Genomic DNA, 13521 nt, shown 5'->3' on the forward strand with positions numbered 1-13521 from the left:
CCAAGTGACGGGCAAACAGAAGTTTGCCCTTCAAACACTATAATCTGTAACCCAGCGGTTACCTGAGCTGACGACACGATCAAACCCTTAAATCATGCCGCAATCCGATCAAAAGCAACGTCCAATTCGTAGTTATGTACTCAGACAGGGGCGCATGACCGAAGGCCAGCAACGAGCCTATGAAGAGCTATGGCCAAAATATGGCCTGGAACTGGATAACGACCCGCTGGATCTACCGAACCTGTTCAATCAAACACAGCCGGTCACCTTGGAGATCGGATTTGGCAATGGCGAGACCTTAAGCCAGCTTGCTGAAACCCAACCGGAACAGAACTTTCTGGGCGTCGAGGTACATGGCCCAGGCGTAGGCCATCTGATGATACGGCTGGCCGAACACGAGTTAACCAATGTTCGCATCCTCAAAACCGATGCCATGGAGCTGCTTCGCCACCATATCAATGCGGCAAGCCTCTCCCGCATACTGCTCTACTTCCCCGACCCCTGGCACAAGCGAAAACATAATAAAAGACGCATCGTTCAGGAAGAGTTTTCTGAGTTGGCTTTCCGTACCCTGGCAGCTGGCGGTATCCTGCATATGGCCACAGATTGGGAGGATTATGCCAAACAGATGATGTCAGTACTCTCCTCACACAAAGGCTTTCTCAATAAGGCGGGGGATGGGCAGTTTTCACCCCGCCCGGCCACCAGGCCACTGACAAAATTTGAACGACGTGGTGAGCGCCTGGGCCATGGCGTCTGGGATCTGATTTTCGAGCGTCTGGGCTAATGGGCAGCCTGACCCTGGAGCAGTTCAAATCCCCACTACTGGACCCCATCGACCTGCAACTGCCTGCAGGTGACTGCATAACCATCAACGGCCCATCAGGGTCTGGAAAAACGCGACTGCTACGGGCACTGGCCGACCTGGAGCCCTCCCAGGGCAGGGTCTGGCTGAACAAAGAAGAGAAAGGAACCATCACAGGCCCCCAGTGGCGTCACAAGGTCGGGCTTCTGCTGGCAGAGAGTGGCTGGTGGACTGAACGGGTCGGTGACCATTTCAGCAGGCCGGAGCCTGAACTCTTTGATCGTCTCGAGATACCCCATGATGCAGTGGAGTGGGAGATCAGCAGACTCTCCAGTGGTGAACGACAGAGACTATCCCTGATCAGACTATTGAGTAACCACCCTCAGGTACTACTGCTGGATGAGCCGACTGCCAACCTGGACCAAGGGAATAGTGCCAAAGTGGAGGCATTGATCGAATACTGGCGCCAACAACATCAGGTCGCTGTTCTCTGGGTATCTCACGACCCCCAGCAGCGCCAGCGGGTCAGTAAACAGAGCTGGGTAATCGATTCAGGACGTCTCAGGAGAGAGCAATGAACCTGATCCAGCTGACCCCCCTCGATCTGTTTATCGCCTCAACACTGGTGCTACTCCTGGCTTTGCTCTCTCTACGGCTCTCACTGGGTATTGAAGGGAAATTACTGATCGCTGCCCTGCGTACCGTGATCCAGCTCAGCCTGCTGGGTCTGGTGTTGAAGTTTCTGTTCGTGCAATCACATCCTGCCTTGATCGCCTCCCTGGCTATGTTCATGCTGGTGGTTGCCGGCTATGAGGTAATGGCCAGACAGCAACGTCGCTTCAAAGGCATCTGGGGGATTGGCGTCGGAACCCTCTCCATGTTTATCTCCTCCTTCAGCGTAACTATTCTTGCACTGATCATCATCATCCAGGCAGAACCCTGGTATTCGGTGCAGTACCTCATCCCCCTACTGGGGATGTTATTGGGTAACACCATGTCAGGAGTTGCGATTGCCTTGGATAACCTTACCCAGAATGGCTGGCAAAGACGCCAGGAGATCGAAGCGCGCTTAATCCTGGGGCACACTTGGGATGAAGCAATCAGGGATATTCGCAGAACCGCTTTGCGCAGTGGCCTGATCCCGATCATCAATGCCATGGCCGCGGCCGGTATAGTCAGTCTTCCCGGTATGATGACCGGACAAATACTCGCCGGCGCCCCGCCTATGGAGGCCTCAAAATACCAGATATTGATCATGCTACTGATTGCTGCAGGTACGGGCTTTGGTGCGACTGTGGCGGTCTGGATAGGCTCAAAACGGCTGTTTGACGAGCGACATCGCCTGCGATTGGAGCGACTGAGTAAAAAGCGGGATTGATATGGACTTTGAAGGCCCACTCAATTCACTCAGTCACTGACTTTTTGCTTTCAGCCCGTCTCCCGCTCCCCCCGAATCACTTTGATCACAAGCAGCACCAGGGGGGTGCCATGCATCAAAAGATCGAAGATATCGATAGGCCTGTGCAGCGTCCCATCCATCAACATTTTCAACTTCTCCCACAGATGGGGCTCAGGCACAAAGGGTGCCATTGCCAACAGCAGTGCGGGCAAAGCGATCATATGCATTGGCATTCGGTCAAGCCAGTTGAACATCTTGTTTTGCTTCCTGTATATGTTTTTATAGGTTAAAGATAATCCGGTTATTCTAGTTGTGTCATACTAGCCAGGCTGCCTGATAACTACCCATCACTCATGAAACACTCAGGACAGAGGTCATGGTATAGCTCTGCATCTGAATGGCTGAAACAGCATGCGATGATCCGTTCAAATCGGTCACACCATGCCTGCATCACCGATATTGCCACTTCTGAGGCCTGCTGCTTAGGGTAACCGTAAACACCCGTACTGATAGCCGGAAAAGCGATGCTCTGCAATTGATGCTCTGCCGCCAGTGCCAGACTCTTTTCGTAACAGGCTCTCAACAGCTTAGGCTCACCCAAGCTCCCCCCCTGCCAAACAGGGCCAACCGTATGGATCACCCACTTTGCCGGTAATCTGAATCCAGGAGTAATTTTTGCCTCACCAACCGGACAGCCACCCAGGGTTCTGCAATATTCAAGAAGCTCTTCCCCGGCAGCCCGATGTATTGCTCCATCCACGCCACCACCACCCAATAATCGGGTATTTGCGGCATTTACGATGACATCCACTTCCAGGAGAGTGATATCTGCAGTTACAATATGGATTACACCCATTGGCTCGTGTTGTCTCTCATGTTGATTGCTAAAATCAGAGGCCCGCTTAACGCCACCTCTAATGACACACCATCATCATGTCCTATTCAACACTTAATCTATTAATACTACTGATGCTACTCGCCTGGTTCTGGCGTGACAGCTTACGGGTCAGGGAAGTCGCTATACGCATCTGCCGAAAAAGCTGCCAGAGTCATGGTGTACAGCTTCTGGATCAGACCGTTGCCCTGCATCGGCTTGGCCTCCGCTGGCTTCGCAGCGGCCCGAAAATCCGTCGTGTATACGCCTTTGACTATAGTCTGGAGGGGTCAGGCCGCAGGACAGGCTACCTGGTCATGCTGGGGGTTCACAATGTCAGTCTTCATATGGATATTCCTCAGCCACCACAACCTAATGTGGCAGCTGAAGAAGAGAAGCACGACTGAGCTATTTTACAACCTTCAATGCCGGACGAGTGCTGGGCGGATTAGGATCGGGGTCATCTTCCGGCTCATTGTCGTTATCGACCTCTTCATCCGGAAACAACATGCCTTGCCCATTCTCTTTGGCGTAAATGCCCATCACAGCACCGGGGGGGATCATAATCTCTTCTGCTGATCCTCCAAATCTTGCGCTGAAGCTGATCCACTCATTACCCAACTCAAGCCCGGATACAGCAGATGGATCCACATTCAGAATAATGCGCCCATTTTCAACATACTGAATCGGCACAACAGCCCCCTGAAAGTCAGCATTGACCATCATATATGGGGTTTTCCCATTGTCGACCAACCACTCATACAAAGCACGAATAAGGTATGGCCGATTGGATGACATCTCAGTCATGGTTCAACCTAAAATCCGCAGTTGAAGATGAATTTGCGGGAAATCCAGGTTCACCCGCGCATCTCCTGCTCTGCCTCTGACAGACTCTTGATAAAAGACTCTTTTTCAAACAGGCGTTGGGAGTATTCATAGAGGCCTTTAGCGCTGGCAGGAATTTCGATGCCCAGCTCTGGAAGACGCCATAACAAGGGGGCAATGGCACAATCCACCAGTGAAAACTCATCACTCATGAAGTATGGCTTGGCGCCAAATACAGGCGCTGTAGTGATCAGGCTCTCACGAAGTTCCTTGCGGGCTTTCGCCGCCTCCTTCTTGCCGCTCATAATGATATCCAGCAGGCTGTACCAGTCGCTTTCAACACGATACATCAGCAAACGCGACGTAGAGCGTGACACCGGATCTACCGGTAACAGTGGCGGATGAGGAAACCGCTCGTCCAGATATTCCATGATAATACGGGATTCGTACAACTTCAGATCCCGATCCACCAGGGTAGGAAGGGTACCATAAGGGTTCAATTCCATGACCTCTTCAGGCACATTCAACGGATCAATATCCTCAACTTCATAAGTGATATTTTTTTCCGCCAGCACCATCCTGACCCGATGGCAGTAAGGGTCTGTCGGATCCGAATAGAGGGTCATCACTGAGCGTTTATTCGCAACTGCTGCCATTTATTGCCTCTCTGCAAAACGTCCGACACCATATCCAAGTACGATATGAGTGCAGACTGATAGTTTTCACATAAAAAAAGGCGCACAGTATACCGCAACTGTGCGCCTTTTTGTCAGCTAAACACTAAACCGTGCTAGTGAACGTCTTTCCAGTACTCTTTTTTGAGCAAGTAAGCCAACACAAAGAACACCGCAATGAACATCAGCACCCATACACCCAGGCGCTTTCTCTCCATCTGAATCGGCTCACCAATGTAGCTGAGGAATGCTGTCAGATCACGGGCAACCTGATCAAACTCCTCTGCACTCAAGGTGCCTTCGCTCGCGGGTTCCAGATGATCTAACACATCGGTTTCGGTGCCATTGTGATTTTCAGTCTTGTAGACTGCTTTCTGATCACCCTGCAACTGCCACAGTACATTGGGCATACCCACATCAGGAAAAACCCTGTTGTTTACCCCGAATGGACGATTCTCATCCAGATAGAAGCCGCGCAAATAGGTATAGATCCAATCCACACCTCTGGCGCGGGCAATAACGCTCAGATCAGGTGGGGGATTACCGAACCACTCAGTAGCCTTGTCAGAGGTCATGGCAATGTTCATGGTCTGACCGATTTTATCGGTGGTGAACATCAGGTTATCCACAACTTCCTGCTCAGTCAGACCCAGATCCCTTGCCATACGGTTATAGCGTTGGTACTTGGCTGAGTGACAGCTCAGGCAGTAGTTCATGAAATATTTGGCGCCACGCTGCAAAGAAGCCTGATCACTCAGGTCAATATCAGCGTCATCCAGATGAACACCGCCACCAGCTGCCAGTCCGAGCATCGGGGCCGCGGCTAATAAGAATGCAACAATCAGCTTTTTCATTCGGTCACCCTCTCCGGTACTGGTTTGGTCTTGTCTATTTTGCTGTAGATGGGCATCAAAAAGAAAAAAGCAAAATAGTAGATTGTTCCGACCTGCGCCAGTATTACGTATAGGTCAGTGGTTGGTTGGGTACCTAAAAAGCCCAGCAGAATAAAATCCACAACGAACAACCAGAGCATAACTTTGTAGAGTGAGCCCTTGTAACGAATTGATTTCACTGGACTGCGATCAAGCCAAGGCAGGAAGAACATCACCAGTATCGAAGCGAACATCGCCACAACACCAGGGAACGCTGAACCGGCAATCGAAGGCACCGCACGCAAGATCGCGTAGAAAGGGGTGAAGTACCAGACTGGGGCAATGTGTGCAGGCGTCTTCAGCGGGTTGGCTGGCTCGAAGTTGGGATGCTCAATGAAGTAACCACCCATCTCCGGAGCAAAAAAGACCGCTGCTGCAAATAGAAACAGGAACCCGGCAACACCGGCTATATCCTTCACCGAGTAATAGGGGTGGAAAGGGATGCCGTCTGCTGGCGCCTTGTCAGACCAGCGGTTGCCCTTAGGGCCCTTCTTGATCTCGATGCCATCAGGGTTGTTGGAACCAACCTTATGCAGCGCGACGATGTGAACAAACACCAATGCCGCCAATACGAAGGGCAACAGGAAGTGGAGTGCAAAGAAGCGGTTCAGGGTCGCGTCGGAGATAACATAGTCACCACGTACCCAGACACCCAGATCAGGGCCTATCACCGGCACCGCAGAGAACAGATTGACGATTACCTGAGCACCCCAAAAGGACATCTGGCCCCAGGGCAGCAGATAGCCGAAGAAGGCTGTCGCCATCATCGCCAGATAGATGATTACACCGATAATCCACAGCAATTCACGAGGCTTGCGGTATGAACCATACATCAGGCCACGGAACATATGCAGGTAGATTACAATAAAGAAGGCCGAGGCACCGGTTGAATGCATGTAGCGAATCAGCCAACCCCAGTCCACATCACGCATGATGTATTCAACAGAACCGAATGCCAGCTCGGCATCAGGCTTATAGTTCATCGCCAACCAGACACCGGTCAAAATCTGGATCACCAGAACCAGCAGTGCCAGTGAACCCATGAAGTACCAGAAATTAAAGTTCTTCGGGGCGTAGTATTGAGCGAGATGCTCATTCCAGGCTTTGGTAGCCGGATAGCGTTCATCTATCCAGCCCATAAAATTTTTCATCATACTCATGAGCTTGCGCCTCCGTCAGCACCAACCAGAATCTTTGTCTCTGAGAGATACTGGTAGGGAGGAATTTCCAGGTTTTTAGGTGCAGGCACACCAGCATACACACGACCGGCCAGATCGAATCTTGAACCGTGACAGGGGCAGTAGAACCCACCTTTCCATTCGGCACCGAGATCCTCAGGGGCCACTTCAGGCCGATATGTCGGGGAGCAACCAAGATGAGTGCATATTCCCACAGCAACAAGGTATTTCTCCTTGACTGACCGAACTGGGTTTTTGCAGTAATCAGGCTGCTGACCGGTATCTTCGGACATCGGATCGAGCAGGTCACCGTCAAGTGTCGGTAGATCTGCAAGATTCTGTTCGGTACGAGAGACGATCCAAACCGGCTTTCCGCGCCATTTCACCCTCATCAGCTGCCCGGATTCGAGCTTACTGATATCGGCTTCAACCGGCGCTCCAGCCGCTTTAGCCTTTTCACTGGGGGCCCAGGCCGCCAGGAATGGATAGATCACGAAACCGGCACCAACCGCCCCGACCGCACTGGTAGCAAGCGTAAGAGTACGCCGCTTCTTTAAATCAACGCCATCTGCGCTCATAACTTTATGGACTCCCCGGATACTGATGTGAGCCTTGAAGGCCAAACTGACCTCTTCCCGACCCACATTTTCAGGACATTAGAATATACTTACATAAAACAATGAAAATTAACCGCGCATTCTCCACAATGTGTCCGCGCTGGTCAAGGCGCATTCTCATGGAAAAAGATTAAATACCTATGCTCTTGCCAGTATTATGGTGAGCCGGATCTAAACAGGGTTTTGAATGTCACAAAAACGACATTCAATCTCAAAACACTCTGATAGATGCTCTGCCAGAGCCTGAACACCATATCGCTCAGTGGCGTGGTGACCAGCAGCATAGTAGTGAACACCCAGCTCCCTGGCAAGATGAACTGTTGGTTCTGATATCTCCCCTGAGATATAAGCATCCAGACCAAGTTCTGCCGCAGCTTCAATATAATTCTGGGCCGCACCGGTACACCACCCAATACGCTTTAACATCTGTTGATCAGCGCTGATATGCAGCGGTGCTTGACCCAGCGCATCAGCCAGCTGAGACCCCAGAGTCTGCGGTGAAATCGGCTCTGCAAGGGTGGCAGTCCAAACAAGACCATGACCCGCTTGGGATGGCTCAGCCTGTGTCAATCCGAGCAAATCCCCCAATTGCCGGTTGTTACCATGGATCTCGTGAGCATCCAAAGGCAGATGATAGGCCAACAGGCTGATACCTTGACGAAACAGGGTGGCAATCCGACGCCCTTTGATACCACGTAGTGGCTGAGACTCTCCTTTCCAGAAGTATCCATGATGAACCAACAGCGCATCAGCACCCCAACGCTCCGCCTCGTCAATCAGCGCCTGACATGCAGTCACCCCAACCATCAGTTTCTGCACCTCATTTGAGGCTTCTACCTGTATACCATTTGGGCAATAGTCCTCAAACGCCTCTACGCAGAGTAGTTTGTTGCAATAGTCTTCAAGCGTTAATAGGTCAATCATGTTATGTTTACCTGAAACGGGATTCCTAATGACGCTCAGCTACCTGTGACGGAGATTTTCCGGCATCACACAAGGGTGTAATCTATCTACTTTATGTAGTGCAGAGGCGTCTGTAGAGTATCCTTTTGTACCACACTAAATCATCTCATGCGCATGCAAAGACTGTTTTCACTTCTACTCACTGCTCTGACTGCAGGTCTGGCTGGAGCCTTTGTTGTACTGTTCCTCTTGCCCGAGCGAACGTTGTCTCCTCAATCCGCAGAATATCTACAGCAACATAAAAAACCTGCAGTCGCTCTGCCTCGGGAAGCGGGGCCTGTCTCCTATGCCGAAGCGGTACAAAAAGCAGCGCCTGCGGTGGTCAATATCTTCACCACCAAAATTACTACTGAATCCCAGGCGATGCGCTTCAAAGACCCGGTATTGCAGCACCTGTTTGGCAGCATACTCCCGGAAAAGACCCGCCAGCGCCTTGACACCAGCCTTGGCTCCGGAGTGATTGTCACTGAAGATGGATATCTTCTGACAAACCACCACGTCATCGACGGTGCAGACGAAATCAAAGTAGTGCTGGCAAATGGCCAGAGCGTCAGCGTCAGTATCGTTGGCAGTGATGCGGAATCCGATGTTGCGGTGCTTAAAATTAACAGTGATCAGCCGATGCAGCCGATTCCTGTCGGCCACTCAGGCACTCAACAGGTGGGTGATGTGGTATTGGCTATTGGCAACCCTTTCGGTGTGGGACAGACGGTCACTATGGGCATCATCAGCGCAACAGGTCGTTCACGCCTGGGTATCAGCACCTTCGAAAACTTTATTCAGACTGATGCCGCCATCAATCCCGGAAACTCTGGAGGCGCCCTGGTGAATGGACATGGGGAGCTGATTGGCATCAATACCGCTATCTTTTCCAAAACCGGCGGATCTCACGGCATCGGTTTCGCGATCCCCTATGATCTGGCCGAGGGCATCATGCAGCAACTGATCCGCTCCGGTCATGTAGTACGGGGCTGGATTGGTATTCAGGGGCAGGATGTAACAAAAAAGCTGGCCGAAGCCTTCGGTCTGCATATCGAGGATGGGGTATTGGTGACAGGAGTACTTGAAGATGGGCCGGCAAGCAAGGCTGGGTTACGTCCCGGCGACGTGATCACCAGCATTAATAACACAGAGCTGAGCAACTCACAGGATCTGATGCAAAATATTGCCGGACAACCACCAGGTACCCAGCTTGTAATTGGCGGCTGGCGGGGTAACGACGCCTTCAGCTTGAATGCAGTATCTGATGAACGACCAGCATTCGATAAATAGAGAATCCATACAGGCAGCAATGGAGTGTATTGCTGCCTACTTCCCGGATAGTTGAAAGCGTTTAAAAGCTCGGTTTCATTTAAAGATCATTAACCCTGCATCTGAAAAGCCATATTCAGCCGAAGCATCCTTGAAGCCCAGAACAGGACTAGTGCGGTGTAACGTATAAACTGCACCACACAAGGGTTAATAACAGGTTCCAGAATACCTCCCGCTGGCTATACTGAAAATTGGAGCCCATGCCCACTATCGAATGTCTTCAGACCTTTCACCAGTCGGATGACAGTCATCAAGGCGATTACCGGGCTAATCAATTTAGAGAAGCTGGGAGCCAGACAATGAAACAAGCCGAAGAGATCGAGCGTATTATCGATACTGTCGGTGACGTCCTGGAAACCAAGCTATCGCCAATGCAGAAGAGTCGTCTGCATCAGGCACTGATTAAAACCCTTGACTCCCCAGAGGGTGGAAAGAAACCTCAGACAAAACAGGTCACCATCCTTCTATCGGATCTGCGAGGATTCACTGCGTTATCAGAACACTACCAACCTGACATTGTAATTGAGATTCTGAACTTCTATTTCTCCCGTATGTGCGAGATCATTTTTCGCTTCGGTGGCAGTATCGATAAATTCATGGGTGACTCCATCATGGCGCTGTTTGGACTTTCCGAACAACGGGATGACGACCTAGAGCGGGCCATCGCCTGTGCTGTAGAGATGCAACGCAGCATGCAGAACATTAACAGCGAAAATGTAAAACATGGTCATCCACGCCTGTTCATGGGTATAGGTATCAATACAGGTTATGTGGTCGCTGGGAATCTCGGCTCGGAACTGCACCATGAATATACCGTCATCGGTGATGAAGTGAATCTTGCCTCACGTATTGAAGCCTATAGCCTTCGTGGTCAAATTCTGCTGAGTGAACATTCAAGAGAACTCGCCAAAGACTATATCGAATGTACTGCACCGAATCAGGTATTAGTCAAAGGCAAACAGGTACCGGTCAACCTGTATGAACTGCTTGCCACCAGTCGCCCCAGACATCTGGAAGTGCCGCGGGTCGAGTCTCGACGAAGCCCACGAATTGAGGTCGACTTCCCCCTATCATTTCAACCACTTAATGGAAAATCAGTCTCACCAACCAGCTTTGCAGGACGGGCCGTCGACTTGAGCTACAATGGGCTTCAAGCGCTGTTACCCATTCAACTGCAAACCCTTTCTGATATTCGCATCACCCTCTACACCTCACTGATGAGTGAACAGAGCAGCCACATCTACGCCAAGATACTCGATAACGAAAAACAGGGTAATGACTGGTTAAGCAGAATGGAATTCACCGGCATTGATGACTCGGGTCAGGCGGCGATAAAAGATTATATCGATCAGGCCGTCAGCCGACGCTGATTTAATGTTTTTCCTGATTACCCTCCAAGGTCAGCTACAGTGATTGTTAAGAGAGGTGCCCATAATGATCTACGGAAGGTTGCAGGGGGTTTTGTGAATTTCCAGCGCGATTTGGTGGGGCAGGGCCCCACCCTACCTGTCGATAAAGTGTAGGGTGGGGCCATGCCCCACCAACTGCACTAGCCGCATATTACGGTCATACAGGTTGATACTCTTTTGTTGAGCATGGGGGGGGGTAATCAGGATGTTTTTAACAAATACTCCCGTTTTCTATTCAATTTCGTTATCATTTCCAGTCTTTTTCACCAGAATCCCTGGGTTCGGGGCGAGAATGGCATTCAAAGCTGCTCCATTTTGCGTTGTGAGCTTATTGTCATCCAGCGCCATTGTCGGACTGTTAGAGAGTTTTTGACTGAGTCAATCGCTTACTGCTAACGAATCAGGCTGACTGGTTCAATATACCGTTACTTTAAAGTGACCATCCGGAAAAACCATGGATAAATTGATCATTCGCGGGGGTTTACCCCTATCAGGCGAGGTCCGCATCGCTGGCGCTAAGAATGCAGCACTGCCAATTCTGGCAGCTACGCTTCTCTCTGAGAGCTCGATGCGGGTAGGCAATGTGCCGCACCTGCAGGACATCACCACAACCATGGAACTACTGGGTGGCATGGGCGTCAGCCTGATGGTGGATGAGAAAATGGGCATCGAGGTGGATGCCAATACAATCAAGGAGTTCAATGCACCCTACGAGCTGGTTAAAACCATGCGTGCATCGATCCTGGTTTTGGGCCCCATGCTGGCACGCTTTGGCCAGGCCGACGTCTCCTTGCCCGGTGGCTGCGCCATTGGTTCTCGACCGGTCAATCTCCACATAGAGGGTTTAAGGGCCATGGGTGCTACTATCGATGTGGAAAACGGCTATATCAGATCCCGCTGCAAACGCCTGCATGGTGCCCGCATTGTGATGGATATGGTGACTGTAACCGGCACAGAAAATCTGATGATGGCAGCCGCCCTGGCGAAAGGAACCAGCATGATTGAAAATGCAGCACGGGAGCCAGAGGTAGTAGACCTCGCCGAGTGCCTCAATACCATGGGCGCGAAGATTACCGGGGCTGGCACACCCACCATCACCATCGAGGGTGTCGACACCCTTAGCGGCACAGAATATAACGTACTGCCCGACAGAATCGAAACCGGTACCTTCCTGGTCGCTGCAGCCATATCACGTGGAAGCATTAAAATTCGCGATACCCGTCCTGAACTGGTAGATTCCGTGCTGCAAAAACTCCGCGAAGCCGGCGCTACCATCGAGACAGGGGATGACTGGATCAGCCTAGACATGATGGGTAATCGCCCCAAAGCTGTCGATGTCTATACTGCGCCTTACCCAGCTTTTCCGACAGATATGCAGGCCCAGTTCACCGCCTTGAATTCAGTGGCGGAAGGGGTGGGCATAGTCACCGAAACCATCTTCGAGAATCGTTTCATGCATGTGCACGAGTTGCAACGTATGGGGGCTCAAATCAAACTCGAAGGCAATACTGCCATCTGTACCGGAATAGAGAAGCTAACAGGGGCCCCTGTAATGGCCACCGATCTGCGTGCATCCGCCAGTCTAGTTCTTGCTGGCCTGGTTGCAGAAGGTGAAACTCTGGTCGACAGGATCTATCACATCGACCGTGGTTATCAGAATATCGAGGAAAAACTGGCCGGTCTGGGCGGAGAGATACGGCGACTACCGAGTTAAGCATTAACCGTAATCAAGAAGCTGGAACGTGGAAAGGTTAGCCTGGACTGTTCAGATTGCTGTGCAGTGCGAGAGTATTATGGGAATTTAACCCATTTCTCTTATTCCTTCGCGTTCATCATTTGTTATCCTTGCACATCCTAAGCTGGACTAAGCCGAAGCGAACCATGAAATTCGACGCACCTATTACAATTGCCCTATCCAAAGGCCGAATCTTTAACCAGAGCCTGCCACTACTGGCCCATGCCGGGATAGAGCCAACAGATGACCCGGAAACAAGCAGAAAGCTGATTCTCAATACCAATCACGAGCAGGTTAAACTGGTGATTATCCGCGCCACCGATGTTCCCACCTATGTGGAGTATGGGGCAGCGGATATCGGTATAGCCGGGAAAGATGTTTTACTGGAGCACGGTGGTGAAGGCTTATATGAACCCCTGGATCTGAATATCGCCCGCTGCAGAATGATGACAGCCGGTTTTCCCGATGCTGTCGAACAAAAGGGGCGTTTGCGGGTCGCTACTAAATATGTGAAGAGTGCTCAACGCTATTTCGCAGCCAAAGGCGAGCAGGTTGAGATCATTAAACTCTACGGCTCCATGGAACTGGCCCCAATCGTTGGCTTGGCGGATATCATTGTCGACCTGGTTGAGAGCGGTAACACGCTGAAGGCCAATGGATTGGTACCGCTTGAACATATTGCTGATATCAGCTCCCGTCTGGTAATCAACAAAGCGTCCTGGAAGATGAAACACGCCCTCATCACGCAGCTGATAGACGCCTTTCGGGAAGCGGTAAAAGAGTAGACTCGCAGATTGCC

Annotated in this window: 16 protein-coding genes; 8 read left to right on the forward strand and 8 right to left on the reverse strand. The window is 51.1% G+C overall.

Annotation, left to right across the window (positions count from 1 at the left end):
- Window positions 1–94 precede the first annotated feature (94 nt).
- From trmB to AC4IE7_RS05895, 3 genes are read left to right on the forward strand one after another with little or no spacing between them, the layout of a single operon-like run.
- Window positions 95–787 (forward strand): tRNA (guanosine(46)-N7)-methyltransferase TrmB, encoded by a 693-nt coding sequence (gene trmB, locus AC4IE7_RS05885; protein ID WP_490775882.1) that lies wholly within the window; start codon window positions 95–97, stop codon window positions 785–787.
- Window positions 787–1383: an ABC transporter ATP-binding protein gene (locus AC4IE7_RS05890; RefSeq protein WP_490775883.1), complete on the forward strand. Its 597-nt coding sequence runs from the start codon at window positions 787–789 to the stop codon at window positions 1381–1383. The genes trmB and AC4IE7_RS05890 overlap by 1 nt, the downstream gene beginning before the upstream one ends.
- Complete coding sequence (locus AC4IE7_RS05895) at window positions 1380–2183, forward strand: ABC transporter permease (protein ID WP_490775884.1); 804 nt, start codon at window positions 1380–1382, stop codon at window positions 2181–2183. The genes AC4IE7_RS05890 and AC4IE7_RS05895 overlap by 4 nt, the downstream gene beginning before the upstream one ends.
- A gap of 50 nt (window positions 2184–2233) precedes the next feature.
- Here the strand turns inward: AC4IE7_RS05895 and AC4IE7_RS05900 are convergent, their stop codons facing one another.
- On the reverse strand, window positions 2234–2458 hold the full coding sequence (locus tag AC4IE7_RS05900) for an RND transporter (protein WP_490775885.1): 225 nt from the start codon (window positions 2456–2458) through the stop codon (window positions 2234–2236).
- 86 nt (window positions 2459–2544) lie between these two features.
- A complete protein-coding gene (locus AC4IE7_RS05905) occupies window positions 2545–3060 on the reverse strand; it encodes an O-acetyl-ADP-ribose deacetylase (protein WP_490775886.1) in 516 nt (171 codons plus the stop codon).
- A gap of 77 nt (window positions 3061–3137) precedes the next feature.
- Between AC4IE7_RS05905 and AC4IE7_RS05910 the strand changes: the two genes are divergently transcribed.
- Complete coding sequence (locus tag AC4IE7_RS05910) at window positions 3138–3485, forward strand: DUF3301 domain-containing protein (RefSeq protein WP_490775887.1); 348 nt, start codon at window positions 3138–3140, stop codon at window positions 3483–3485.
- A 1-nt stretch (window position 3486) separates the two neighbouring features.
- Here AC4IE7_RS05910 and AC4IE7_RS05915 read toward each other — a convergent pair whose 3' ends face one another.
- The 6 genes from AC4IE7_RS05915 to AC4IE7_RS05940 form a co-directional block, all read right to left on the reverse strand.
- Window positions 3487–3885, reverse strand: a complete 399-nt coding sequence (locus tag AC4IE7_RS05915; RefSeq protein ID WP_490775888.1) for a ClpXP protease specificity-enhancing factor — start codon at window positions 3883–3885, stop codon at window positions 3487–3489.
- A gap of 50 nt (window positions 3886–3935) precedes the next feature.
- Window positions 3936–4559: a stringent starvation protein SspA gene (gene sspA / locus AC4IE7_RS05920; protein ID WP_490775889.1), complete on the reverse strand. Its 624-nt coding sequence runs from the start codon at window positions 4557–4559 to the stop codon at window positions 3936–3938.
- Between the two features lie 134 nt (window positions 4560–4693).
- Entirely contained in the window at window positions 4694–5431 is a 738-nt protein-coding gene (locus AC4IE7_RS05925; RefSeq protein ID WP_490775890.1) for a cytochrome c1, read from the reverse strand.
- Window positions 5428–6669 carry a cytochrome b gene (locus AC4IE7_RS05930; RefSeq protein ID WP_490775891.1) on the reverse strand — a complete coding sequence of 414 codons (1242 nt, stop codon included), beginning with the start codon at window positions 6667–6669 and terminating at the stop codon, window positions 5428–5430. The genes AC4IE7_RS05925 and AC4IE7_RS05930 overlap by 4 nt, the downstream gene beginning before the upstream one ends.
- The gene (gene petA / locus AC4IE7_RS05935) at window positions 6666–7265 is read right to left on the reverse strand and encodes a ubiquinol-cytochrome c reductase iron-sulfur subunit (RefSeq protein WP_490775892.1); all 600 of its coding nucleotides are present in this window, start codon (window positions 7263–7265) and stop codon (window positions 6666–6668) included. The genes AC4IE7_RS05930 and petA overlap by 4 nt, the downstream gene beginning before the upstream one ends.
- 210 nt (window positions 7266–7475) lie before the next feature.
- The gene (locus tag AC4IE7_RS05940; protein WP_490775893.1) at window positions 7476–8228 is read right to left on the reverse strand and encodes a Nif3-like dinuclear metal center hexameric protein; all 753 of its coding nucleotides are present in this window, start codon (window positions 8226–8228) and stop codon (window positions 7476–7478) included.
- Window positions 8229–8381: 153 nt separating this feature from the next.
- Between AC4IE7_RS05940 and AC4IE7_RS05945 the strand changes: the two genes are divergently transcribed.
- The 4 genes from AC4IE7_RS05945 to hisG all read left to right on the forward strand — a co-directional run bounded on the left by AC4IE7_RS05945 (window position 8382) and on the right by hisG (window position 13507).
- Complete coding sequence (locus AC4IE7_RS05945) at window positions 8382–9539, forward strand: trypsin-like peptidase domain-containing protein (RefSeq protein WP_490775894.1); 1158 nt, start codon at window positions 8382–8384, stop codon at window positions 9537–9539.
- 338 nt (window positions 9540–9877) lie between these two features.
- Window positions 9878–10948: an adenylate/guanylate cyclase domain-containing protein gene (locus tag AC4IE7_RS05950; protein ID WP_490775895.1), complete on the forward strand. Its 1071-nt coding sequence runs from the start codon at window positions 9878–9880 to the stop codon at window positions 10946–10948.
- A 493-nt stretch (window positions 10949–11441) separates the two neighbouring features.
- Window positions 11442–12701 (forward strand): UDP-N-acetylglucosamine 1-carboxyvinyltransferase, encoded by a 1260-nt coding sequence (gene murA, locus AC4IE7_RS05955; RefSeq protein ID WP_490775896.1) that lies wholly within the window; start codon window positions 11442–11444, stop codon window positions 12699–12701.
- A gap of 167 nt (window positions 12702–12868) precedes the next feature.
- Window positions 12869–13507 (forward strand): ATP phosphoribosyltransferase, encoded by a 639-nt coding sequence (gene hisG / locus AC4IE7_RS05960; protein WP_490775897.1) that lies wholly within the window; start codon window positions 12869–12871, stop codon window positions 13505–13507.
- Window positions 13508–13521: the final 14 nt, after the last annotated feature.

Source organism: Candidatus Thiodiazotropha sp. AKAK3, assembly GCF_058244645.1.